Source organism: Symbiopectobacterium purcellii, from assembly GCF_052050035.1.
GTDB lineage: Bacteria > Pseudomonadota > Gammaproteobacteria > Enterobacterales > Enterobacteriaceae > Symbiopectobacterium > Symbiopectobacterium purcellii_A.
In genome coordinates, this window is the sequence record NZ_CP189880.1 from 31,862 (window position 1) to 54,852 (window position 22,991).

General features: G+C 45.0%; 21 protein-coding genes and 10 pseudogenes. 5 read left to right on the forward strand and 26 right to left on the reverse strand.

What is annotated here, in order from left to right; genetic code table 11:
- Positions 1-119: 119 nt before the first annotated feature.
- From ACQGXV_RS00180 to ACQGXV_RS00205, 6 genes and pseudogenes are all read right to left on the reverse strand, one after another.
- Positions 120-758: pseudogene (locus tag ACQGXV_RS00180) on the reverse strand (IS256 family transposase); the annotation flags it as partial.
- 198 nt (positions 759-956) lie between these two features.
- Positions 957-1,529 (reverse strand): annotated as a pseudogene (locus tag ACQGXV_RS00185) (IS256 family transposase); the annotation flags it as partial.
- Positions 1,530-1,624: 95 nt separating this feature from the next.
- The gene (locus ACQGXV_RS00190) at positions 1,625-1,888 is read right to left on the reverse strand and encodes a helix-turn-helix domain-containing protein (RefSeq protein ID WP_440862571.1); all 264 of its coding nucleotides are present in this window, start codon (positions 1,886-1,888) and stop codon (positions 1,625-1,627) included.
- 60 nt (positions 1,889-1,948) lie between these two features.
- Positions 1,949-2,569 carry a helix-turn-helix transcriptional regulator gene (locus ACQGXV_RS00195; RefSeq protein WP_440862572.1) on the reverse strand — a complete coding sequence of 207 codons (621 nt, stop codon included), beginning with the start codon at positions 2,567-2,569 and terminating at the stop codon, positions 1,949-1,951.
- Positions 2,570-3,063: 494 nt separating this feature from the next.
- Entirely contained in the window at positions 3,064-3,576 is a 513-nt protein-coding gene (locus ACQGXV_RS00200) for a DNA-3-methyladenine glycosylase (RefSeq protein ID WP_440862573.1), read from the reverse strand.
- A gap of 3 nt (positions 3,577-3,579) precedes the next feature.
- Entirely contained in the window at positions 3,580-4,494 is a 915-nt protein-coding gene (locus ACQGXV_RS00205; protein ID WP_440862574.1) for an Rpn family recombination-promoting nuclease/putative transposase, read from the reverse strand.
- Positions 4,495-4,566: 72 nt separating this feature from the next.
- Between ACQGXV_RS00205 and ACQGXV_RS00210 the strand changes: the two genes are divergently transcribed.
- A complete protein-coding gene (locus ACQGXV_RS00210) occupies positions 4,567-5,778 on the forward strand; it encodes an IS256 family transposase (protein WP_440862551.1) in 1,212 nt (403 codons plus the stop codon).
- A gap of 56 nt (positions 5,779-5,834) precedes the next feature.
- Here ACQGXV_RS00210 and ACQGXV_RS00215 read toward each other — a convergent pair whose 3' ends face one another.
- Positions 5,835-6,779 carry a replication initiator protein A gene (locus tag ACQGXV_RS00215; protein ID WP_440862575.1) on the reverse strand — a complete coding sequence of 315 codons (945 nt, stop codon included), beginning with the start codon at positions 6,777-6,779 and terminating at the stop codon, positions 5,835-5,837.
- 1,155 nt (positions 6,780-7,934) lie between these two features.
- On the opposite strand from ACQGXV_RS00215, the gene ACQGXV_RS00220 reads away from it, so the two are divergent.
- Positions 7,935-8,501, forward strand: a complete 567-nt coding sequence (locus ACQGXV_RS00220; protein WP_440862576.1) for a recombinase family protein — start codon at positions 7,935-7,937, stop codon at positions 8,499-8,501.
- Between the two features lie 636 nt (positions 8,502-9,137).
- On the opposite strand, the pseudogene ACQGXV_RS00225 reads toward ACQGXV_RS00220, so the two are convergent.
- From ACQGXV_RS00225 to ACQGXV_RS00235, 3 genes and pseudogenes are all read right to left on the reverse strand, one after another.
- A pseudogene (locus ACQGXV_RS00225) lies at positions 9,138-9,560 on the reverse strand (IS30 family transposase); the annotation flags it as partial.
- A gap of 165 nt (positions 9,561-9,725) precedes the next feature.
- Positions 9,726-10,310, reverse strand: coding sequence for an IS30 family transposase (locus tag ACQGXV_RS00230; protein ID WP_440862577.1), 585 nt, complete (start codon positions 10,308-10,310; stop codon positions 9,726-9,728).
- A 57-nt stretch (positions 10,311-10,367) separates the two neighbouring features.
- On the reverse strand, positions 10,368-10,514 hold the full coding sequence (locus ACQGXV_RS00235) for a transposase (protein ID WP_440862578.1): 147 nt from the start codon (positions 10,512-10,514) through the stop codon (positions 10,368-10,370).
- A gap of 36 nt (positions 10,515-10,550) precedes the next feature.
- Here ACQGXV_RS00235 and ACQGXV_RS00240 point away from each other — a divergent pair, with 36 nt between their 5' ends.
- Complete coding sequence (locus ACQGXV_RS00240) at positions 10,551-11,174, forward strand: IS630 transposase-related protein (RefSeq protein ID WP_440862579.1); 624 nt, start codon at positions 10,551-10,553, stop codon at positions 11,172-11,174.
- Positions 11,175-11,375: 201 nt separating this feature from the next.
- Complete coding sequence (locus ACQGXV_RS00245) at positions 11,376-11,570, forward strand: transposase (RefSeq protein ID WP_440862580.1); 195 nt, start codon at positions 11,376-11,378, stop codon at positions 11,568-11,570.
- A 38-nt stretch (positions 11,571-11,608) separates the two neighbouring features.
- Here the strand turns inward: ACQGXV_RS00245 and ACQGXV_RS00250 are convergent.
- The 12 genes and pseudogenes from ACQGXV_RS00250 to ACQGXV_RS00305 form a co-directional block, all read right to left on the reverse strand.
- Positions 11,609-12,286: pseudogene (locus ACQGXV_RS00250) on the reverse strand (IS630 family transposase); the annotation flags it as partial.
- Positions 12,287-12,314: 28 nt separating this feature from the next.
- Positions 12,315-12,836, reverse strand: a complete 522-nt coding sequence (locus tag ACQGXV_RS00255; RefSeq protein WP_440862581.1) for a 3'-5' exonuclease — start codon at positions 12,834-12,836, stop codon at positions 12,315-12,317.
- A gap of 133 nt (positions 12,837-12,969) precedes the next feature.
- On the reverse strand, positions 12,970-13,197 hold the full coding sequence (locus ACQGXV_RS00260) for an HU family DNA-binding protein (RefSeq protein WP_440862601.1): 228 nt from the start codon (positions 13,195-13,197) through the stop codon (positions 12,970-12,972).
- Between the two features lie 180 nt (positions 13,198-13,377).
- Positions 13,378-14,127 carry a DUF481 domain-containing protein gene (locus ACQGXV_RS00265; protein ID WP_440862582.1) on the reverse strand — a complete coding sequence of 250 codons (750 nt, stop codon included), beginning with the start codon at positions 14,125-14,127 and terminating at the stop codon, positions 13,378-13,380.
- Between the two features lie 31 nt (positions 14,128-14,158).
- Complete coding sequence (locus tag ACQGXV_RS00270; protein ID WP_440862583.1) at positions 14,159-14,530, reverse strand: coiled-coil domain-containing protein; 372 nt, start codon at positions 14,528-14,530, stop codon at positions 14,159-14,161.
- Between the two features lie 120 nt (positions 14,531-14,650).
- Positions 14,651-14,920, reverse strand: a pseudogene (locus ACQGXV_RS00275) (IS30 family transposase); the annotation flags it as partial.
- Between the two features lie 23 nt (positions 14,921-14,943).
- On the reverse strand, positions 14,944-15,477 hold the full coding sequence (locus ACQGXV_RS00280; RefSeq protein ID WP_440862602.1) for an IS630 family transposase: 534 nt from the start codon (positions 15,475-15,477) through the stop codon (positions 14,944-14,946).
- The gene (locus ACQGXV_RS00285; protein ID WP_440862584.1) at positions 15,401-15,766 is read right to left on the reverse strand and encodes an IS630 transposase-related protein; all 366 of its coding nucleotides are present in this window, start codon (positions 15,764-15,766) and stop codon (positions 15,401-15,403) included. The genes ACQGXV_RS00280 and ACQGXV_RS00285 overlap by 77 nt, the downstream gene beginning before the upstream one ends.
- 28 nt (positions 15,767-15,794) lie before the next feature.
- Positions 15,795-16,196 carry a transposase gene (locus ACQGXV_RS00290; RefSeq protein ID WP_440862585.1) on the reverse strand — a complete coding sequence of 134 codons (402 nt, stop codon included), beginning with the start codon at positions 16,194-16,196 and terminating at the stop codon, positions 15,795-15,797.
- A gap of 122 nt (positions 16,197-16,318) precedes the next feature.
- On the reverse strand, positions 16,319-16,915 hold the full coding sequence (locus ACQGXV_RS00295; RefSeq protein WP_440862586.1) for a GNAT family N-acetyltransferase: 597 nt from the start codon (positions 16,913-16,915) through the stop codon (positions 16,319-16,321).
- Between the two features lie 54 nt (positions 16,916-16,969).
- Positions 16,970-18,274, reverse strand: coding sequence for a pyridoxal-dependent decarboxylase (locus ACQGXV_RS00300; RefSeq protein ID WP_440862587.1), 1,305 nt, complete (start codon positions 18,272-18,274; stop codon positions 16,970-16,972).
- A gap of 582 nt (positions 18,275-18,856) precedes the next feature.
- Positions 18,857-19,933 (reverse strand): annotated as a pseudogene (locus tag ACQGXV_RS00305) (IS256 family transposase); the annotation flags it as partial.
- Between the two features lie 56 nt (positions 19,934-19,989).
- Here ACQGXV_RS00305 and ACQGXV_RS00310 point away from each other — a divergent pair.
- Positions 19,990-20,211, forward strand: a pseudogene (locus ACQGXV_RS00310) (transposase); the annotation flags it as partial.
- Positions 20,212-20,248: 37 nt separating this feature from the next.
- Here the strand turns inward: ACQGXV_RS00310 and ACQGXV_RS00315 are convergent.
- From ACQGXV_RS00315 to ACQGXV_RS00330, 4 genes and pseudogenes are all read right to left on the reverse strand, one after another.
- Positions 20,249-20,455, reverse strand: a pseudogene (locus ACQGXV_RS00315) (transposase); the annotation flags it as partial.
- Between the two features lie 36 nt (positions 20,456-20,491).
- A pseudogene (locus ACQGXV_RS00320) lies at positions 20,492-20,848 on the reverse strand (transposase); the annotation flags it as partial.
- Positions 20,849-20,934: 86 nt separating this feature from the next.
- Positions 20,935-21,968, reverse strand: a pseudogene (locus tag ACQGXV_RS00325) (IS30 family transposase).
- Entirely contained in the window at positions 21,910-22,989 is a 1,080-nt protein-coding gene (locus ACQGXV_RS00330) for a hypothetical protein (RefSeq protein WP_440862588.1), read from the reverse strand. The pseudogene ACQGXV_RS00325 and the gene ACQGXV_RS00330 overlap by 59 nt, the downstream one beginning before the upstream one ends.
- Positions 22,990-22,991: the final 2 nt, after the last annotated feature.

Here is a 22,991-nt window from a genome sequence, read left to right on the forward strand (position 1 = left end):
TTGAAGTGTTATAATAATTATGTAAATCAGCATGTTAAATTATTCAACAAAGCCCTCCGGGTTGTCCTCAATCGTCGATATGGAGTCTGTAAAGAATTTTGTGTAAATGGCTCCATTGCTTAACCGGAGATTCGTTCTCCATACATCAACATGAATTGGCTCATAGCAGGTTTCCAGTCTCTGATTGGCAAGGTCCATTTAGCAGAGATATTATGCAAGGCTAGATAGAGTAATTTTATCACCGAGTCATCCGTTGGAAATATTCGTCGCGTTTTCGTTATCTTGCGCAATGAAGCATTTAACGACTCTATCGCGTTGGTGGTGTAGATAACCTTGCGGATCTCCGGCGGAAAGTCAAAAATGACGATGAGACGTTCCCAATTATTTCTCCACGACGGGCTGATCGTCGGGAACTGTTCATCCCATTTGGCCGCGAAGGCATCCAGGGCCTCTTCAGCGCCCTCTAGCGTTGCGGAACTATAGATGGTGCGCAGGTCAGCAGCAACGGCCTTACGCTCTTTCCAGCCGACGTAGCGCAGCGAGTTCCGCACCTGATGCACAATGCAGAGCTGTACCCGCGTATGCGGGTAAACAGCTTCAATGGCATCAGGAAAGCCTTTCAGGCCATCGCAGCAGGCGACGAAGATGTCCTTTAGCCCACGATTTTTCAGTTCTGTCATCACAGATAACCAGAACTTGGCCCCCTCAGTTTTGGCTATCCATAGCCCCAGCAGCTCTTTTTCGCCCTGGCCGTTGACGGGCTTTGTTGAATAATTTAACATGCTGATTTACATAATTATTATAACACTTCAACAACTAAGTTTTCCAGCCGTAATGCTTTTTATTGTGCTAACTACTTGATTTGTCGTTCTAACAAAATACAGTCTCTGTACATGCATTCTACCTAAAGAAGATGTAAATCAAACGGTTAAATTATTCAACAAAGCCCCGTTGACGCCGAGGGCCAGATAAACAGACTTGTTGGCCACGGCTCCGCCGTCCTGGCTTTTGACAACAATACAGTCAAGGTAAACAATGGGATAAAGCGCATCCAGCGGCCGTTGCTGCCAGCGCTTAACTTCATCCATCACAGCATTGGTCACTTGAGAAATGAAGCCAGCGGAAACATCGACCCCGTAGACTTCTTTAAAGTGTGCCTGAATATCACGGGTTGATAACCCTCTGGAATAGAGAGAAATAATGCGGTCATCGAAGCCGTTAAGCTGTTTTTCGTGCTTACCGATCAGTGTCGGCTCGAAGGTACTGTTGCGGTCGCGCGGAATATCGAGCTCGATCTCCCCATTTTGGCTACGTACGCTCTTGGATGTCTTGCCATTGCGTGAGTTGCCTGAATGATTACCAGCCGGGTCATGCTTAGCATACCCAAGGTGCATCTCCATCTCAGCTTCAAGAACCCGTTCCGCCAGTCTTTTAGTCAGCACCTTGAGTAGGCCTGATTCACCCAGCAGATCCTGAGGGGAGTGACAATCTTGAAGCAGTTGGTCAATAAGTTCGTTGCTGATAGGCATTTTGTTATCCTTTGAAGGTTTTCCTCAAAATGCCATTTACACAGATTATTTTACAGTCTCAAACAGGGGTTTGAAAAAACACTATAGTTTTTTATTTAATTATTGGCATTTCTAAAATCAAGTGATGCATTATAAAACTTAAAATAAAATAAGGCTCTTAAATCACCATAAGTATCTCTTTCATATTTATGCTTTGCATTACATAAATGCACATTTACAGTCCCTGTAGATATATTTAATTCCAGTGCAATTTCATTAACACTAAACCCAAAACTTGAAAGCACAAGAACCTCTATTTCTCTTTTAGAAAGTTTCGGTAGTAATGAATAATACGGAGTAAAATTAAAAAGATTTTTCATTATTTCCATCTCCTGTCGAGTTAGCGTAACCGTCAGAGCACATCGCTCTGACGACGAGTCTTAAACGCTAATGACCGGACTACCAGAAGGCAGAAAGTCAGGAGGAAGGTATCTATTTATACCGTTGGTGCGGCAATAATTTCTAAATTGGCTGCCATTATGCACACCCGATTTTTGATAAATTGATTGCAAGTTGTTTTCTATCGTCCGATGGGACAAATTAAGTTTCTTGCCAACTTCTTTGCTGCTTAATCGCTGTAGCGTACAAAAGATAATCTGGCGCTCTCTCTGGCTAAAGCTGTTATCTGAATGGATAAAATTAATGGTATAAGGGGTCTCACCCTCGATATATTCAAGCAGCGATAAAAACAGGAAGGGCTGAGCATAAAAAAATGCCCCTTCGTAAACATCTTTCTCATCGAAGCGCGGAAAAAAATCAAACCGCCACGGTTGGGGCGATTGTTTGTAACCACCGGGCAGCGTACTGAGCAACGATAATGGCAATTTATTATGGCGAACAAACTCCTCGTGCGCATGAAAAACGTCCAGCACCTGAGAAGATTCCACCGTCATCCCCAGAATATCGGTCATCGCGGCATTGGTATAATCCTGAGATTCGGCATCGGTAAAGCCACAGGGGATCGTTAAACTTTGGCAAAATTGCTTGATGGCGCTGTTCATGCGACACCCCCTATTTTCAGAAGGGATGCACGTTGACGCGGCGTCAAATGACGTGAAATACGCGCAAATTTAGCGATTATCGCCGGTCTTGTGCTATAGACACGCTTGCAGAAAATGGGATGCAGATTTTTAGGGCAAGTTCTAAGGGTGGTAGTAGCCATGATAGCAACCTCAGTAAGTGGCTGGTTTTCGCTACCACAGAGTTTCGACTCTCATGGGTGGTAGCCCAGACGGGGGTCGAAAACCGGCCTTACTGATACCGGCCACCCTTACGGATGCCCCGCCTGAGCCACCATTGTTTTACAGGTATGCTTAGGCGTTTCGCGACATAAAAAAAGACGCATGGCGCGTCATCTGTCGCCAGTAAGATACACGGGTTTCGACTCCCGATTAACCATTGTGGGTTAATATCTCAATTATAGCGGCTGCGCAGAAAAGCGGCAAGGATATCTTAATGAATGTGGGTGCATATTGCTGGTAACACTTAACAGTGTTTACATTGACTTAAAACGCCATAATTTGTCAGTACCAATTTTTATGCCTATTCTTGGCGTAGCCATATATTTTGGTTTAGCCGTCGAATCGTAAACACAAAAATCATGACATTGCGTCAAATCAATCTGGTTATTATTTTTCGTTATATTTAATTTTTTGCAGAGTTTACCCGGCCCATCCAAAGTAATAACTGTGGGTTTGTATAAATCGATTCCCCGAATTAAAACCGCCGCAGGAAAACCTTCACGCTCAGTCACAATATTCAGGCAATGATACATACCGTAGATAAGATAAACATAGGAAAACCCGGCAGCACCAAACATGATTGCTGTTCGTGGCGTACAGCCTCTCGCGGCATGGCAGGCCGGATCATCTTGCCCTATATAGGCTTCAACTTCGTTGATAACCCCATGATAGTCTGCAAACTTTAAAACTTTTCCCAGCAAATCTTTTGCCACACAAAGCGTATCACGCTCATAAAATGAGCGAGCTAAAATAATGTTACTCGACATCGATTAATCCATCAGTGCATTAATCTCAGCATCAGACAGCCCAGTAGACATCTTGACAATCGCCCGATCAACGCCGTTGGCCAGGAACTGCCTTGCCATGTCTATTTTGGCTTCATGGCGGCCTTTTTCAATGCCTTTTTCTATGCCCCGCTGTTCGCCTAGATGAATGCCTTTTTCTATACCTTGTTTCTCGCCCTCTTGCCGTAACTGCTCTGCAATGGTCATCACCACCTCCCGATAATCAGTTGCTTTCTCCGCAATCTGATGCAAAAATTGCTTTGCATCAGAAGTATTTCCTCGTTCTACAATATAACATATTAATCCGCGAAATAACTCAGGCTGCAATACCCACTGATTGAGCAAGGATGCTATCTCATGACTTAACTCTAGCATATCGCGGGTACGGATATGCTTCATCACCAGCTCCATCAGGGCAACGTGCCGATGCGTGAAAATCTCCTCATCGGGGATAGTCGTGACATCAACCAGTGGAAAAGCCTGCGTATAGACAGACGTTGCCAGTTCCGGATCAGCAAAACAATCCAGCCAATGAGTACTGTATGGATAAGGCGATATTTTACCCTGATAAAACAGCAGTGGTATCACTACCGGCAAGGTGTCGTTACTCTGCTCAAGATGGCGCTGCATGGCGGCAACCGCATATCTTAGAAGCCTGAACGCCATCAGCTTTTCCGGGCGGCTCTGGTGCTCGATGAGAGTATAGATATACCCAACTCCCGTAGTCGTCTGCACCGAATAGAGCATATCAGAGCACTGGCTACGAAGGTCTGGCTCAATAAAACTACCGGATTTCATCGCCAACGTACTAAAATCACATAATTGGCGAATTTTTTCCGGTAAATGAATTTGCAGAAAATCCTGTGCAATCTTGATGTCACCAAGGAATATCTTAAACAAAGCATCGTGGTGGAGACTGTAAAATAATCTGTGTAAATGGCATTTTGAGGAAAACCTTCAAAGGATAACAAAATGCCTATCAGCAACGAACTTATTGACCAACTGCTTCAAGATTGTCACTCCCCTCAGGATCTGCTGGGTGAATCAGGCCTACTCAAGGTGCTGACTAAAAGACTGGCGGAACGGGTTCTTGAAGCTGAGATGGAGATGCACCTTGGGTATGCTAAGCATGACCCGGCTGGTAATCATTCAGGCAACTCACGCAATGGCAAGACATCCAAGAGCGTACGTAGCCAAAATGGGGAGATCGAGCTCGATATTCCGCGCGACCGCAACAGTACCTTCGAGCCGACACTGATCGGTAAGCACGAAAAACAGCTTAACGGCTTCGATGACCGCATTATTTCTCTCTATTCCAGAGGGTTATCAACCCGTGATATTCAGGCACACTTTAAAGAAGTCTACGGGGTCGATGTTTCCGCTGGCTTCATTTCTCAAGTGACCAATGCTGTGATGGATGAAGTTAAGCGCTGGCAGCAACGGCCGCTGGATGCGCTTTATCCCATTGTTTACCTTGACTGTATTGTTGTCAAAAGCCAGGACGGCGGAGCCGTGGCCAACAAGTCTGTTTATCTGGCCCTCGGCGTCAACGGCCAGGGCGAAAAAGAGCTGCTGGGGCTATGGATAGCCAAAACTGAGGGGGCCAAGTTCTGGTTATCTGTGATGACAGAACTGAAAAATCGTGGGCTAAAGGACATCTTCGTCGCCTGCTGCGATGGCCTGAAAGGCTTTCCTGATGCCATTGAAGCTGTTTACCCGCATACGCGGGTACAGCTCTGCATTGTGCATCAGGTGCGGAACTCGCTGCGCTACGTCGGCTGGAAAGAGCGTAAGGCCGTTGCTGCTGACCTGCGCACCATCTATAGTTCCGCAACGCTAGAGGGCGCTGAAGAGGCCCTGGATGCCTTCGCGGCCAAATGGGATGAACAGTTCCCGACGATCAGCCCGTCGTGGAGAAATAATTGGGAACGTCTCATCGTCATTTTTGACTTTCCGCCGGAGATCCGCAAGGTTATCTACACCACCAACGCGATAGAGTCGTTAAATGCTTCATTGCGCAAGATAACGAAAACGCGACGAATATTTCCAACGGATGACTCGGTGATAAAATTACTCTATCTAGCCTTGCATAATATCTCTGCTAAATGGACCTTGCCAATCAGAGACTGGAAACCTGCTATGAGCCAATTCATGTTGATGTATGGAGAACGAATCTCCGGTTAAGCAATGGAGCCATTTACACAAAATTCTTTACAGACTCTCGTGGTGGGATAGTTTACTCAATTTCTAGCCCTTTTTTCTACCAGTGAATTTTTTAACTTATAAATTTCCCGCTTACCTTTTTCCCTTTGCTGCTCTTTTCCTTCTTCTTCGTGTGTTAATTTTCGGTTATTGAAAACAACCACATCTCGCTCAACATCATAACGAATTTTATAATCAGGTAGATCGTTAACTTTTGCTAAGTTCTTTAACATTCTCTTAAACTCTGACTTATTCGCTGTACTTCCTGTTTTCAAATGCAGTTTTTCAAGAGAAATCGTAAACTCGCCATGATTACCACAGTGCTTACGCACAATTTCGTATATACGTCGATCTACCGCTTTTCTAATGCGAAAGTAATCGGGGCTTATTTTCAGCATTTTTTTCTTATGCAATGCCTGATACAACCATTCTGGCAATGTTACCTCAACCATACCAATATCAAGCTTGCCTTTTTTTTCTTCAATGATTCGCCAGCTATCAATAAGACCAAACCCAATACTTTCTTGTTTTTCTTCTGAATAAAAAATATTTGTCTTAATTGTTGTTCCTTTTAACCTATCTAAAGACTTCTCAAATTCTTGATATGCTCTACCACTTTTATTTCTATTTGTTGTGACAAAAAAATCATATGGAGTAAAACAAACTTTTCGGCTAATTGGTTCATTTTTATTAAACGACTCTTGTAATTTTGATATTGCATAAATCCATACATCTTTATCAAAGATAGTCGCTAGACCTATACCAACTGCGGGTCTGACCGTTACCTTTACATTTCCATTTTGATACTCTCTGATATTAGTATCTCCACCTTTTAAAGCGAAAAATGGATGTTCCATACTCGCCATTTCATCTCGGAAGCTAGAAAGCTCTACTTCATCAGCAATGAAAAACTCCAGCTCATGTTTACGGGGACGTAACGTTTTCAACTTGCTTGCTCTCACTTTGTCAGTATGATCGGTCATAGCCTCAATCCTATCTAGTGTCTAGGGTTGTTGGTTAGAGTGTGATCAGTGCTTCACCACTGATCACACTCGTTAATTCAATAACTTAATAAGTTTTAATTCGTCTTTTACACATAACCAATTCGTGTTTTACACATGACAAAAATGCAAAATTTTAATGCGCATTAAAGCTAAAGTTACGAAAGAAGGCTTAAAAAACGTGTTACACACATAAATATATCGTGTTTTACACATAAATCAAGTTTTAATTTGTGGAAAACTTAAATTACATTCGTGTTTTACACATAAATAATTCGTGTTTTACACATAAACTATCGTGTTTTACACATAAACTATCGTGTTTTACACATATCTAGGTAAAAAAAGTCTTATTTATTATATCTTTATGTCCGTTTTTTTTCCTTTAACTTCTTTTAACTTATACATAACTAATCTTTTAACCGGGTTTCACCCCATTGAGCCTGTGGATAACTTCAGTTCTGGCAAACCCGCCAAAAGGCAGATTTTGCTCCTTCCTGATAAAATTCCCTGTGCCCATCTCAAGCATCAGTGTGAACGTGGCTCAATCAGCATTTGGTGCTCTTCCGCTTCCTCGCTTTGGCTGTTCGTTCCTCGTCGCTCCGCTCCTGTGGTACGCCTCAGCCAAAGACTGCGGCGAGCGGTGGGATTTAAGGAGAGGGTTTTCTTTGGTTTTCAAACGCGCTGTAGCAGCTTAAAGGCAATTTTTGATGAAAGAGGTATGAAAAACCCTATTGGTAGGCTTAACAGCGCAAAGAGGCTTTTAGAATCGTTTATAGGGTGCTCTTCTGGCTTTACGCTCTTTATCGATGGCAAACAGCAGGGCAACCCCAGATAGAAGGTCTGGAACAACCTCTGTTTTTGTACCTTACCTGTCGTTGTACAACCCCCCCCAACGCCGAACAAGCAACCAGTCACCAAACAAATCACACAATAACTCAGCCTCATACCACCGGTTTTCAGATTCCCAGCGCCACGTAATCATAAATAATCGATCTATCAATCACATTTTCTTATGAGAGTATCAAATATTATAATATTTGATACTCGAAAAAACAAAGCCAAAATAGGTATCAGAAATCGTATTTAGTGCATTATGATACAATTCTGTATCAAAAACCATTTATGAGACTAAAAATGGCACTACTGGGCTATGCACGGGTATCAACCAGTCATCAGAAGCTAACGCATCAGGTAACGGAGTTAAAAAATGCAGGTGTACGCGAAGATCGTATTTTTACAGACATGATGACAGGAGCAACTGATGAGCGGGAAGGGTTACAGCGGCTGCTGGCCAGGGCAGAGAAAGACGACGTAATCATCTGCACAAAAATGGATCGCCTAGGGCGTAACACCGCTGACATGATCGGTATTGTTGACGGTTGCTACAAAAAGGGGATTGCCATCCGATTCCTAGAGAATAGCCTCAGTACAGAAGGTACGATTGGAAAGATGGTTATTCAAATTCTAGCAGCGGTAGCAGAAGCTGAGCGCGAACGTATTCTGGAGAGAACCAATGATGGCAGAATAGCCGCAATGGAATGCGGGGTTAAGTTTGGCAGGAAACCTCATTCGGGGACTACCTCTGCCCAGACGATGATCCGCGAGGGAAAAACACTTAAGATAGTAACTGAAAAAACAGGAATATCTAGGGCTACTTATTTTAGATTGAAAAAACACATTACCGAGATCACCAATAACTGACTTTCTACGCTGTTAAGCCTGTAGAAGTGATTTTTGGTAGAGAAGTCCTGGCTTTAAAGTAGAAAACGCCGTAGAGAGGCTCACAGGTGCCTTAAAATCGATTCCTGCGAGGTATCTCGAAGTGATATTGGGATATCAACAATTTCAGAGGTAGTTGACCTTGCAAAGCGAAGCGCGGAGGCCGGAGATGCCCGTTAGGGCATGAAAGGCGGCTCACTGAACTTGCATTGTGCACGGCTTTGTTGAATAATTTAAGATACTGATTTATATAAGCATTATAAAATTTCAACGACTAATTTTTCCTCTCGGAATGCTTTTTATTGTGCTAACTATTTGATTTGTCGTTCTAACAAAATACATTCTCTGTAAATGCATTCTAACTAAAGAAGATGTAAATCAAACGGTTAAATTATTCAACAAAGCCATTGTGCACTAGCAGTTATCCGCCGAGACGTGAGCGTAGCGAACTCTGAAGCTCCATATGCCGACGGACTGCCCTTCGCGCTGCTAAGCCGGTTTTTAACGGAGTTTCAGCCCTCACTGCTTCTACCGACATTTTCCAACTGACCGTATTAAACAAGTCAGAAAAGAACACTCGCCCCATTCCCACTCGAAACGCAACAAAACGGTAGAGGGTTATGCCACCAGTAAGTGCGTTAAAAATACCTCATTGGGGGAACGATAGCCCAGCGATTTTCTGCCCCTTGTATTGAGTATGTGTTCGAGTTCGGCAATCTTACGATGACTGACCTGACTGAAGTCTGTTCCCTTTGGGTAAAAACGTCGTATCAGCCCGTTGGTGTGCTCATTCAAGCCCCTCTCCCAGGAATGATAAGGGCGGGCAAAGTAGACCTGCGCCCCTGTGATTTGAGTAATTTGCTCGTGCAGGGCGAATTCAGGGCCGTTATCAGCTGTTAGGGTCTTAAACTTGCAAAAGGTATTAGCTTCAATGTCCCTGAAAGCAGCAACCACAGTCTCCGCACGCTTATTAGGCAGTTTGCGAATGATGATGGTTTTCAATGCGTTGTCTACGATGGTTAACAAAAATGAGGCTTTGTTGAATAATTTAAGATACTGATTTATATAAGCATTATAAAATTTCAACGACTAATTTTTCCTCTCGGAATGCTTTTTATTGTGCTAACTATTTGATTTGTCGTTCTAACAAAATACATTCTCTGTAAATGCATTCTAACTAAAGAAGATGTAAATCAAACGGTTAAATTATTCAACAAAGCCCAAAAATGACTTCTGGTTTTTGCCAAAAATAGTGTCAATTTCGAAGTGGCCAGGCTCCTGTTTAAGCTCGGCTTGAGCTGTGCGATACTCAATACCAACACGGTTGGGAATAGGGCCTGATTTGAGGTTTTCGACATTGTACCTGTAACGTTTTCCCCGATGAGGAAGTTGCTGATATAGCTCCCCGCCAGCCTGTCTCTCCTGCAGGATATAGCGATATAGCGTATTCTTGCTGACAGATATACCGAATTCCAGGTGCAAACGGCCACTGATAATTTCAGGTGAAGAGTGAGTGGAAAGCGCCTGCCTGATGAAGTTCTGAATGTGTGGCTCCAACGGGTAAAAAGCATTGTTTGGCAGAGGCTTATGACGGCGTTCCCGGGCCAGAGTGTCCGCCCTTCTACAGCAGTAGACACCATTGAAAGTAGGGTCGGTATTGCGTCTGAGTTCCCTGGTGATGGTCGAGCGAGGCAGAGCAAGCTCTCTGGCAATGGTAGCTTGGTTGACACCTTCACCACGCCGCTTTTCGATGTAGAACCGTTCTTTCTGAGTCAGAGGTTTTCCCTGCATGCAACAGGCTCTCCAGTATGGCCAGAACGGTGATTTTATCCGACTCTGGCAAGTGGGTCACTTTGTTGCGTTTCGAGTGGGAATGGGCCCTGAGAACAAACTCTCTGTATCGCAACCCATCTCTCTTTTTTTGCTTTTTGCTTGTGCCCATTTATGCTCAATTGGGTTAAGATCTGGCGAATATGTAGGCAAATACTCCACCATATAGCTAAACGACTTAATTTTGATTACATTATTTAAATGAGCTATTCAATTGATTTTAGACGTAAAGTGATATCTACACGGAAAAACGAAGGGTTGAGTATCCGAGAAACAGCGAAGCAATTTCGGATTGGCCCTGCCTCTGTATCGCGTTGGATTAATCAAATAGAGTCAAAAGCATCGACCACGCGTCAGCGAAAGATCGATAAATCCGAGTTGATAAAAGATGTTGAACAATATCCAGATGCTTACCAAAAAGAACGTGCAGAGCGTTTTGGCGTTTGTCAGAAGGCCATTTGGCAAGCGCTTAAAAAGCTGGGATTGACCTATAAAAAAACTCTACGTCATCCGAAAGCCGACGAAAACGCCCGGCAGGGATTTCAACAAAAAAAACAACAGTATGAAAAAGAAGGTAAACCTATTGTTTTTATTGATGAAAGTGGTTTTTCACACGATGCCCCACGGACTCACGGCTATTCCCCAAAAGGTCAACGGTGTTTTGGCCTGAAGAACTGGGGAGCTAGGGGAAGAACAAATGTTATCGGCGCTTTATTAGGCACAACGCTGTTTGCTATCGGATTATTTGATATCAATATTAACAGCGATGTTTTCTATGCCTGGGTCACACAAGTCCTTATCCCAGTACTCGGCTTTGTTGAATAATTTAACCGTTTGATTTACATCTTCTTTAGGTAGAATGCATGTACAGAGACTGTATTTTGTTAGAACGACAAATCAAGTAGTTAGCACAATAAAAAGCATTACGGCTGGAAAACTTAGTTGTTGAAGTGTTATAATAATTATGTAAATCAGCATGTTAAATTATTCAACAAAGCCCCAGTACTCCCTAAAAACAGTGTAATCATGATGGACAATGCCACTTTTCACAAAAAACATAATATTCAACAAGTCATCATCGATGCAGGGTATATGGTGGAGTATTTGCCTACATATTCGCCAGATCTTAACCCAATTGAGCATAAATGGGCACAAGCAAAAAGCAAAAAAAGAGAGATGGGTTGCGATACAGAGAGTTTGTTCTCAGTCCATATGGTGTAATCAAAATTAAGTCGCTTGGCTATATACCCTGCATCGATGATGACTTGTTGAATATTATGTTTTTTGTGAAAAGTGGCATTGTCCATCATGATTACACTGTTTTTAGGGAGTACTGGGATAAGGACTTGTGTGACCCAGGCATAGAAAACATCGCTGTTAATATTGATATCAAATAATCCGATAGCAAACAGCGTTGTGCCTAATAAAGCGCCGATAACATTTGTTCTTCCCCTAGCTCCCCAGTTCTTCAGGCCAAAACACCGTTGACCTTTTGGGGAATAGCCGTGAGTCCGTGGGGCATCGTGTGAAAAACCACTTTCATCAATAAAAACAATAGGTTTACCTTCTTTTTCATACTGTTGTTTTTTTTGTTGAAATCCCTGCCGGGCGTTTTCGTCGGCTTTCGGATGACGTAGAGTTTTTTTATAGGTCAATCCCAGCTTTTTAAGCGCTTGCCAAATGGCCTTCTGACAAACGCCAAAACGCTCTGCACGTTCTTTTTGGTAAGCATCTGGATATTGTTCAACATCTTTTATCAACTCGGATTTATCGATCTTTCGCTGACGCGTGGTCGATGCTTTTGACTCTATTTGATTAATCCAACGCGATACAGAGGCAGGGCCAATCCGAAATTGCTTCGCTGTTTCTCGGATACTCAACCCTTCGTTTTTCCGTGTAGATATCACTTTACGTCTAAAATCAATTGAATAGCTCATTTAAATAATGTAATCAAAATTAAGTCGTTTAGCTATACTTCGCCTGATGTTGAGCATCAGCCAGCGCATTATGTACCACGCCGTCAAATGGCATATTACGTTTCGGATCATACCCCAGAATAGAGCGCCCAAGTTCTACTACCGTGCGAACGTCTCGCTCATGCCAGAATTTCCACGGCACCGGAAGGGCTGTTGACTCAAAAGCATTGCGCAGTATCACACAGTCGAATCCCGAGCCGTTACCCCAAACCTGCGGAGTGTCCCGTTCGTGCTGCTGATGTTCTTCCAGCCATTCAGAAAAATCGACCAGTGCACGGGAGAGTGATACAACCTGCTCATCGGAGGAGAAAACCTGTCGTGTTGCTTCGGACTGTAAAATCCACCATTTCACCGTACCAGCATCCAATTCACCAAATTTAGCGGCATCTTCCAAATCAACGATACGGTAGAAATTACTGGAAATTATAACGGTATCAGGCTCAAACAGCACAGCACCGATAGCAACAATCGCGGCATGACTGCTCGTCGCCATTGTCTCCAGATCAAGCATAACATGCATATTTAACGGTCATCCGCTACATGATTACATGGTACTTTAAAATTCAGTGGTAAGGCCAAGCTTCACATTCAACCGTTCCGGCCCCCAGAAATTTACCCGCCCTCATCGGCAACGCGCTGTTTTTCTACTTCACGGCCTCTTTCAAGGTTTTCCCAGCGCGGAATGCGGGAACCCGTGATGCCGGAATTGTCATGGCCTCGCCGGTTTTGGGATTGCGGCCTGTTATCTCGGCGCGATTTTTGACTTCAAAGGTGCCGAATCCGACGAGGGAGACATCATTCCCCGCCACCAGTGCCTGCGTCACGGCATCGGTGATGGCATCAATGACGAGTCCGGCCTTGGTTTTGGAAATGTCGGCATTCTCGCTGATGGAGCGGATAAGTTCTTTTTTTCATAGTGTTCCTCGTAGGAGTTTAAATTGGATATCCCGGATATCGCACTCCTTCAGGCAGGTAAATTTCCTGAAGTAGACTCGAGGTTTTCGAGCCTTTTCTCGGTATGGACGGTGTTTACTTTCTATCCATCACACAAACTACATACGATACACTAAAGATAACGATGTTTTTGTATCAGTATTTTTTGGGGCACTTTTTGGCGGATTTTCATTCCATGTAACGTTATATGCAAGTTTCAACGATAAATGGTCGTTCATATCAACGTTTAATCCTGTTTCAGAACTTATAGTTGCGTCACCAGTAGCTAATATCGACAGCCCTTGAATAAATTTTGTATTATCAGTTAACTGATAAGCATATAATGCGGCACCGTAAGCCAATGCACTGGTCGACCTACCGCCTCCGTAATACTCATCGTGGCGAACACCGGGACCAGCTTCCAGCCGCAAGTTATGGATTGGTCCTTTAAAAACCTGACGCCCATATCCTCCAGTTAACGTATTGCGAGAATGGTAACCATTATATCTGTCGCTTAACCAATTACCTTGTGTAAAAATATAATTATCATCATTTAGATTATTCCTTGATCTGGCACCGGCTTGATATTTCTCTGAGTTTCTACGATCATCGGCTGAACTATTGTCAGCCTCTCCCCAAATGCTGTACGCGTTAGTTTTCTGAAACCACGTTAGCGTAGTGCTGCTAGACAGGTTGGATTTACGAGTATTTCCACTCTGAGCATTGTATCCGGCCAAAACATTACCTTCAAAATCACTCTTTGCTGTAGCAGGGTCATCCATCACAGTAAAAATATCTGTATCCGCGAAGGAATAGAGACTTGCTAAAGGAATCATAAAAGCCAAAGATTTAATCAGTTTTTTCGCCATGATTATCTCCAAATCATATGGATATATAAAATCATAAGAGTTTGATAATAGCAGTGGCAACACCAATTAGCCCCACCATGATACTCGCCATTTTGATGACGAGCCTGTTGGTGAGGCTTTCGATATCCTTACGTAGTAGCGCGACCTGTGCGTCTGTTCTCTCGAATTTTAGGTTCATCTCAGCCGATAAATCCTTGCGGACTTCGGCAATTTGCGCGTCAACCTTATCGAATCTGACCCCGATGTCTTTTTTGGCATCCTCAAGGTCACGCCGGGTTGCCACATCCGCCACCTCGTGAGACTTGCGAACGGCGATAGAAATCGCCCGCGCCTGCTCTTTTGGCAACCCGGCGTTCTCTAGCGTCTCGACGAACTCCTGTGTATCAAATGCGACTTGGCCCATGGGCGGATTCTCCTGTTTTGGGTAAGTTTACCTGAAGTTCTTCCCCGTCGGCAAAGATCGCCTTGCTGCCTGAGAGACTCAGCCCCATTCCCACTCGAAACGCAACAAAACGGTAGAGGCTTACGCCACCAGTAAGTGCGTTAAAAATACCTCATTGGGGGAACGATAGCCCAGCGATTTTCTGCCCCTTGTATTGAGTATGTGTTCGAGTTCGGCAATCTTACGATGACTGACCTGACTGAAGTCTGTTCCCTTTGGGTAAAAACGTCGTATCAGCCCGTTGGTGTGCTCATTCAAGCCCCTCTCCCAGGAATGATAAGGATGGGCAAAGTAGACCTGCGCCCCTGTGATTTGAGTAATTTGCTCGTGCAGAGCGAATTCAGGGCCGTTATAGCCAAGCGACTTAATTTTGATTACACCATATGGACTGAGAACAAACTCTCTGTATCGCAACCCATCTCTCTTTTTTTGCTTTTTGCTTGTGCCCATTTATGCTCAATTGGGTTAAGATCTGGCGAATATGTAGGCAAATACTCCACCATATACCCTGCATCGATGATGACTTGTTGAATATTATGTTTTTTGTGAAAAGTGGCATTCTCCATCATGATTACACTGTTTTTAGGGAGTACTGGGATAAGGACTTGTGTGACCCAGGCATAGAAAACATCGCTGTTAATATTGATATCAAATAATCCGATAGCAAACAGCGTTGTGCCTAATAAAGCGCCGATAACATTTGTTCTTCCCCTAGCTCCCCAGTTCTTCAGGCCAAAACACCGTTGACCTTTTGGGGAATAGCCGTGAGTCCGTGGGGCATCGTGTGAAAAACCACTTTCATCAATAAAAACAATAGGTTTACCTTCTTTTTCATACTGTTGTTTTTTTTGTTGAAATCCCTGCCGGGCGTTTTCGTCGGCTTTCGGATGACGTAGAGTTTTTTTTATAGGTCAATCCCAGCTTTTTAAGCGCTTGCCAAATGGCCTTCTGACAAACGCCAAAACGCTCTGCACGTTCTTTTTGGTAAGCATCTGGATATTGTTCAACATCTTTTATCAACTCGGATTTATCGATCTTTCGCTGACGCGTGGTCGATGCTTTTGACTCTATTTGATTAATCCAACGCGATACAGAGGCAGGGCCAATCCGAAATTGCTTCGCTGTTTCTCGGATACTCAACCCTTCGTTTTTCCGTGTAGATATCACTTTACGTCTAAAATCAATTGAATAGCTCATTTAAATAATGTAATCAAAATTAAGTCGTTTAGCTATATAGCTCCCCGCCAGCCTGTCTCTCCTGCAGGATATAGCGATATAGCGTATTCTTGCTGACAGATATACCGAATTCCAGGTGCAAACGGCCACTGATGATTTCAGGTGAAGAGTGAGTGGAAAGCGCCTGCCTGATGAAGTTCTGAATGTGTGGCTCCAACGGGTAAAAAGCATTGTTTGGCAGAGGCTTATGACGGCGTTCCCGGGCCAGAGTGTCCGCCCTTCTACAGCAGTAGACACCATTGAAAGTAGGGTCGGTATTGCGTCTGAGTTCCCTGCTGATGGTCGAGCGAGGCAGAGCAAGCTCTCTGGCGATGGTAGCTTGGTTGACACCTTCACCACGCCGCTTTTCGATGTAGAACCGTTCTTTCTGAGTCAGATGTTTTCCCTGCATGCAACAGGCTCTCCAGTATGGCCAGAACGGTGATTTTATCCGACTCTGGCAAGTGGGTCACTTTGTTGCGTTTCGAGTGGGAATGGGGCTATTATTTTTTATCCATATCCATCACCTGCTGTTTACTGTGGTTCACGCCAGATTGGATATAGAGGCGGAAAGCCCTTAATGCAAAGCGGCTGCCCTGCATCGCGATAACCAAATCGCCTGACCAGTGTTCGCGTGCTAAGCCTTGTACATTCGGCGTAGCATGGGTATTTATCCCTGTCAAGAATGGTATTCAGCTCACTGAATAATCTGTTGACAAGGCAGGTTCCGCGTCGCGCATGCTGTACTGCAACGAGGAACACATAGTAATGGGGAGGGTTAGCGGGATGATAATGGTCAAGTCCGTTCATAAACGCTGCTACGCTTGGATAATCCGAGCCGCATTGCTGGCGAAGCTGAGCATCAAGGGCCTCGTTTTCTTTATCGGTCATATCCGCCAGCTCCGGACGGAAATAGACTAATACACCGGCATCATTTTCATCAATAAGCGTTCCACCGTAATCTTTGGCAAGATTAACATAAATACGGAAAAACCGCCGCATGGTTTCCAGACGTGAACGCGGATCGGGACCAGCAAATGCAAATTTCAGTACCGGATCGTTAAAAAACTCGGATGCCAGAACATCACATACGTTGTCCATATCGGTATCTTCGGCATGCCTGATTTTCATTTTTAATTCCCTTTGAATTTATTAATTATTACATATTGGTCAGGAACAGTTCTGCTATTCGTCACTATGACTGATTCGGTCAGCTTGGACATCACCTTTTGACTTAGTTATGTCAAAAGCATCCAATTCATGTAACGAATGGACAAGATGATCGATCGCTGAGCGTGTAACGTGCGGCATAACCACAATATGCGCTAATTCACCCCTGCCACTGAGCTGAAACCTGTTAAATATACGGTTATTTGGGCGGGAAAACAGTACCATCAGCGATTGTGGCCCCTTTGCAATATGAAACTCAGGGTGGATAGCTCTAACCGTTGCCAGCTGTTCACAGGCATACACTGCCAGCTTCATACATTCTGCGGCGGTTTGCGCCTGTTTGGCGGGAGTGATGGCGGTGATGGCGTACCACAGCAACAAGGCAGATATGCCGTTGCGGCTTCCCCCTAACGTGGTATCAGGAGAATCTATATATTCAGGCAGCGTGGCGGGTTTCATACGGTATTTTTCTTTGCTCATATAGATGCCTGAAGCAAACGGCGCGCCAAACCATTTATGTGTGCTCATCACCACAGAATTCACCCAGGGCAGACGAAAGTCAAAGCAGGGCCCTTTTTCCCGGGTGAGTCCTTTTTCACAAGCCATTTCCAGGTAGGGTAAATAAGCGGCCCCAAGTGCGCCATCAATATGTATCCAGCAGTCCTGACGACTGAGTTCATTTGCCTGCTGACAGCAATTGTCACCCCGGGGAACGCGGGATAAGCTTTGCCAAACGGCCTGCGGGTCATCAAATGCTCCCTGAAATGTGCTTCCCAGATTGAGTACAATAACTGACGGATGCCCTTTTGCTGTGAAGAAGCCGACGAGTGCAGAAAGCATTTCAGGATTGACTGCGCCATGCTTATCCACCGGTACACCCTGTGGCCAGTGGCCATCTGATGTAATCGGGCACTGACCAGGATAATACTCGTTACCCATTTCCTGAAAAGTCGCAAGCCCGGTAATTTTTGCGCATTTTTCAATGGAATAATGAGCCTCCTGCGAGAAGTAAAGTACTGGCTGTTCTACCGATTTTCCGGGCCCTGTGCGGAAATATTCACGCGCACTCCAGAGCGCATACATATTGCCTTCGGTCGCCCCCATCCCTAGAACATAGCCCCAGAACGAGTCTGGTGTGAGTGACGTTCGGGGGCGGGCATGCCAGAGTCTGGCAAAATAGCCGAGGACTTCCTGTTCCAGGTCGTGCGTATGCAACAGCATTGAGCGGGCAGTATAAGGATCGCCGACATTATTCAGGTGTAAATTTAAAAAAGGGGTTAACACAGAATAATCGAATTTCTGATTAAGCGGATATCCCAAAGAGAATTCCTGCCGACTCTTTACTCTCAGGTATATTTCTTCAAGTCGGGAATTAACATCGTCTGTAAGATGTGAGGGCGGAACACTATACAAGTCAGAAAGCTGAAGTCCTTTCATAAATTATACCCATTTCAATAAAAATATTTTATATTCCGAGTGAATAGCGATTGTGGAGTTAAATCTTACTATTTAACAACTTACATTGTATACGACATATAAATTAATTACTTCAAATAAAAGATTTATGTTTGAATCGTATTTATCTTCCCTGCTGAGCCTGCTCTCAAACCCCAAAAATAACTGCTGGATGAAACGATATTTGACTAAATAGTGGCTTTGTTGAATAATTTAAGATACTGATTTATATAAGCATTATAAAATTTCAACGACTAATTTTTCCTCTCGGAATGCTTTTTATTGTGCTAACTATTTGATTTGTCGTTCTAACAAAATACATTCTCTGTAAATGCATTCTAACTAAAGAAGATGTAAATCAAACGGTTAAATTATTCAACAAAGCCCTAAATAGCTTAAACTAAGGGCTTGAGTCTGTAAAGAATTTCGTGTAAATGGCTCCATCGCTTAACCGGAAATCCGATCTCCATACATCAACATGAATTGGCTCATAGCCGGTTTCCAGTCTCTGATTGGTAGGGTCCATTTAGCCGAGATATTATGCAAGGCTAGATAGAATAATTTTAGCACCGAGTCATCCGTTGGAAATATTCGTCGCGTTTTCGTTATCTTGCGCAATGAAGCATTTAACGACTCTATCGCGTTGGTGGTGTAGATAACCTTGCGGATCTGCGGCGGAAAATCAAAAATGACGATGAGACGTTCCCAATTATTTCTCCACGATGGGCTGATCGTCGGGAACTGCTCATCCCATTTGGCCGCGAAGGCATCCAGGGCCTCTTCAGCGCCCTCTAGCGTTGCGGAACTATAGATAGTGCGGAGGTCAGCAGCAACGGGTTTACGCTCTTTCCAGCCGACGTAGCGCAGCGAGTTCCGCACCTGATGCACGATGCAGAGCTGTACCCGCGTATGCGGGTAAACAGCTTCAATGGCATCAGGAAAGCCCTTCAGGCCATCGCAGCAGGCGATGAAGATGTCCTGTAGCCCACGATTTTTCAGTTCTGTCATTACAGATAACCAGAACTTGGCCCCCTCGGTTTTGGCTATCCATAGCCCCAGCAGCTCTTTTTCGCCCTGGCCGTTGATGCCTAGAGCCAAGTAAACAGACTTGTTGGCCACGGCTCCGCCGTCCTGGCTTTTGACCACAATACAGTCAAGGTAAACAATGGGATAAAACGCATCCAGCGGCCGTTGCTGCCAGCGCTTAACGTCATCCATCACGGCATTGGTCACTTGAGAAATGAAGCCAGCGGAAACATCGACCCCGTAGACTTCTTTAAAGTGTGCCTGAATATCACGGGTTGATAGCCCTCTGGAATAGAGAGAAATAATGCGGTCATCGAAGCCGTTAAGCTGCTTTTCGTGCTTACCGATCAGTGTCGGCTCGAAGGTACTGTTGCGGTCGCGCGGAATATCGAGCTCGAGCGCCCCATTTTGGCTACGTACGCTCTTGGATGTCTTGCCATTGCGGGAGTTGCCTGAATTATTACCAGCCGGGTCATGCTTAGCATACCCAAGGTGGAGAGTGTAAAAAGATCTGTGTAAATGGCATTTTGAGGAAAACCTTCAGAGGACAAAAAATGCCTATCAGCAACGAACTTATTGACCAACTGCTTCAGGATTGCCACTCCCCTCAGGAGCTTTTGGGTGAATCAGGCCTACTCAAGGAGCTGACTAAAAGACTGGCGGAACGGGTTCTTCAAGCTGAGATGGATATACACCTTGGGTATGCTAAGCATGACCCGGCTGGTAATAATTCAGGCAACTCCCGCAATGGCAAGACATCCAAGAGCGTACGTAGCGAGTCTGTAAAGAATTTCGTGTAAATGGCTCCATCGCTTAACCGGAAATCCGATCTCCATACATCAACATGAATTGGCTCATAGCCGGTTTCCAGTCTCTGATTGGTAGGGTCCATTTAGCCGAGATATTATGCAAGGCTAGATAGAATAATTTTAGCACCGAGTCATCCGTTGGAAATATTCGTCGCGTTTTCGTTATCTTGCGCAATGAAGCATTTAACGACTCTATCGCGTTGGTGGTGTGAGTCTGTAAAGAATTTTGTGTAAATGACTCCATTGCTTAACCGGAGATTCGTTCTCCATACATCAACATGAATTGGCTCATAGCAGGTTTCCAGTCTCTGATTGGCAAGGTCCATTTAGCAGAGATATTATGCAAGGCTAGATAGAGTAATTTTATCACCGAGTCATCCGTTGGAAATATTCGTCGCGTTTTCGTTATCTTGCGCAATGAAGCATTTAACGACTCTATCGCGTTGGTGGTGTAGATAACCTTGCGGATCTCCGGCGGAAAGTCAAAAATGACGATGAGACGTTCCCAATTATTTCTCCACGACGGGCTGATCGTCGGGAACTGTTCATCCCATTTGGCCGCGAAGGCATCCAGGGCCTCTTCAGCGCCCTCTAGCGTTGCGGAACTCGCTGCGCTACGTCGGCTGGAAAGAGCGTAAAGCCGTTGCTGCTGACCCATTCCCAGTCGAAACGCAACAAAACGGTAGGGCATTATGCCGCCTGTAAGTGCGTTAAAAATACCTCATTTGGAGAACGATAACCCAGCGATTTTCGGCCTCGCGTATTGAGCAGGTGTTCGAGTGCTGCAACCTTGCGATGGGTGACATATAGCCAACCGACTTAAAAATGATTACATCCTATGCCCTGATATGCGGCAAAGAAGCATAGCTGGCTGTTATCAAAATAATGTCGCTTGGCTATATCAGCCCGTTGGTATGCTCATTCAACCCGCGTTCCCAGGAATGATATGGCCGGGCAAAGTAGACCGGTGCCCCCGTGACTTTTGTAATTTCCCCGTGCTGGGAAAATTCAGAACCGTTGTCAGCAGTCAGGGTTTTAAACTCGCAGAAGGTATTGGCAACGATGTCCCTGAAGGCCGCTACCACTGTCTCTGCTCGCTTGTTGGGCAGTTTGCGAATGATGACCAGCTTGACGGCTTTATCGACCACCGTCAGCAGGAATGATTTCTGATCTTTGCCAAAGATGGTGTCAATCTCGAAATGCCCGGGTTCCTGCTTGAGGTCAGCAACGGCCGGCCGCTGCTCAATGCCAACACGGTTGGGAATAGGACCGCGTTTGTTCTCATCGGTCTGATAGTTATACCGTTTACCCCGATGAGGGAGCTGCTGATACAGCTCACCGCCGGCCCGGCGCTCCTGCTGGATATAGCGATAGAGCGAGTTCTTGCTGACGGACAGGCCAAATTCCAGGACCAGGCGCCCACTGATGACCTCAGGTGAGGTGTGGGTAGACAGCGCCGTTCTGATAAAGTCCTGAATGTGCGGTTCAAGCTGGTTAATCACGCTGTCCGGCCGTGTTTTCTGCCGCCGCCCTCTGGCCAACGTTTCGGCCCTTCTGCAGGAATAGACCCCGTTGAAAGCGGCGTCGGTATTGCGTCTGAGTTCCCTGCTGATGGTAGAACGAGGAAGCTCCAGTTCCCGGGCGATGGTGGCCTGGTTAACCCCATCACCACGCCGCTTTTCGATGTAGAACCGTTCTTTGTGAGTCAGATGTTTTCCCTGCATGCAACGGGATCTCCAGTAGGGCCAGAACGGTGATTTTATCCGACTCTGGCCAGTGGGTCACTTTGTTGCGTTTCGAGTGGGAATGGGGCCCGAGTTGCACCATCCGTAGTTGTGTACTCGAATACCCGTCACAGGCGTGGTAAAGGTCATTGCTCAAATCGACGATCACCAGACTGCCGCCGTTGGGTATGGCAGACAGTTGGCTGTTCAGCATATCTACCGCATTGGCGGCACCATTAGCTATGGGGCGATCCTCGTCAAATTCAGTTACCCCATTAACAGGAGGGTAGTCCGACAGGAACGACCGTGATGATGATTCTGTCAGCGTTATTTCGCTATTTAGCTTATTAGCACCCGGTAATTCATCCTCAGTATTATCATGTGTTAAATCGCTATTTAGCGTATTAACGATAATATTTTCCTGTGCATCATCGCCTGTTCGTGAGGTGTACAACGCTCGGTACTGAGTGATAAAACTGGTGATGTGTGCTCCAATCGCCACAGCATCGAGGTAAATATCCCGGTTATCGACTTCACGTATCACATCGAAAATGAATGCCCTGCTGTAAGAAAAAATATCAGGGACTTTCCGCAAAGCGCACACCCAACCGATCAGGTCTTCTTCACGGCGGCTAATTTTTTTCTTCGCCCATTCCAGTATCTCGCGGGGTACAGCTGAGGCATCAACATCACCTGGCCATAGGGCACAGGCAATCTCAAGTTCCAGTGACTCCTGATTGTGCGGGTATTCCCTCCGATCATTAGTGGGTAATTCAGGTGACCGGGCATCGGTAATTGATGAAATATTGACCTCTGCGTTAACTACCTGAACCGTCTCACCCTCCGCAACTTCTACCGGGATATGCGGCTGGTTATACACAACTTCTGTTGACAAGTTAGTTTTATTGTCGCTATTTAGCGAATTATGAATTTCGCTTTTACTAATCCATTCACCATTGTACAGCTGTACTGCCAGCGCCTGAATCTCAGGCAGGCTGAGGTTGACAGGTGCACTGGTCAAGT

What these genes read in the sequence shown, in the direction of transcription:
- ACQGXV_RS00265 (WP_440862582.1), bottom strand. Translation starts at nt 14,127, where the DNA reads ATGGCGAAAAAACTGATTAAATCTTTGGCTTTTATGATTCCTTTAGCA.
- ACQGXV_RS00230 (WP_440862577.1), bottom strand. Translation starts at nt 10,310, where the DNA reads ATGCAGGGAAAACCTCTGACTCAGAAAGAACGGTTCTACATCGAAAAG.
- ACQGXV_RS00235 (WP_440862578.1), bottom strand. Translation starts at nt 10,514, where the DNA reads ATGGTGGAGTATTTGCCTACATATTCGCCAGATCTTAACCCAATTGAG.
- ACQGXV_RS00270 (WP_440862583.1), bottom strand. Translation starts at nt 14,530, where the DNA reads ATGGGCCAAGTCGCATTTGATACACAGGAGTTCGTCGAGACGCTAGAG.
- ACQGXV_RS00245 (WP_440862580.1), top strand. Translation starts at nt 11,376, where the DNA reads ATGATGGACAATGCCACTTTTCACAAAAAACATAATATTCAACAAGTC.
- ACQGXV_RS00200 (WP_440862573.1), bottom strand. Translation starts at nt 3,576, where the DNA reads ATGTCGAGTAACATTATTTTAGCTCGCTCATTTTATGAGCGTGATACG.
- ACQGXV_RS00195 (WP_440862572.1), bottom strand. Translation starts at nt 2,569, where the DNA reads ATGAACAGCGCCATCAAGCAATTTTGCCAAAGTTTAACGATCCCCTGT.
- ACQGXV_RS00285 (WP_440862584.1), bottom strand. Translation starts at nt 15,766, where the DNA reads ATGAGCTATTCAATTGATTTTAGACGTAAAGTGATATCTACACGGAAA.
- ACQGXV_RS00295 (WP_440862586.1), bottom strand. Translation starts at nt 16,915, where the DNA reads ATGAAAATCAGGCATGCCGAAGATACCGATATGGACAACGTATGTGAT.
- ACQGXV_RS00255 (WP_440862581.1), bottom strand. Translation starts at nt 12,836, where the DNA reads ATGCTTGATCTGGAGACAATGGCGACGAGCAGTCATGCCGCGATTGTT.
- ACQGXV_RS00215 (WP_440862575.1), bottom strand. Translation starts at nt 6,779, where the DNA reads ATGACCGATCATACTGACAAAGTGAGAGCAAGCAAGTTGAAAACGTTA.
- ACQGXV_RS00210 (WP_440862551.1), top strand. Translation starts at nt 4,567, where the DNA reads ATGCCTATCAGCAACGAACTTATTGACCAACTGCTTCAAGATTGTCAC.
- ACQGXV_RS00220 (WP_440862576.1), top strand. Translation starts at nt 7,935, where the DNA reads ATGGCACTACTGGGCTATGCACGGGTATCAACCAGTCATCAGAAGCTA.
- ACQGXV_RS00240 (WP_440862579.1), top strand. Translation starts at nt 10,551, where the DNA reads ATGAGCTATTCAATTGATTTTAGACGTAAAGTGATATCTACACGGAAA.
- ACQGXV_RS00290 (WP_440862585.1), bottom strand. Translation starts at nt 16,196, where the DNA reads ATGCAGGGAAAACATCTGACTCAGAAAGAACGGTTCTACATCGAAAAG.
- ACQGXV_RS00190 (WP_440862571.1), bottom strand. Translation starts at nt 1,888, where the DNA reads ATGAAAAATCTTTTTAATTTTACTCCGTATTATTCATTACTACCGAAA.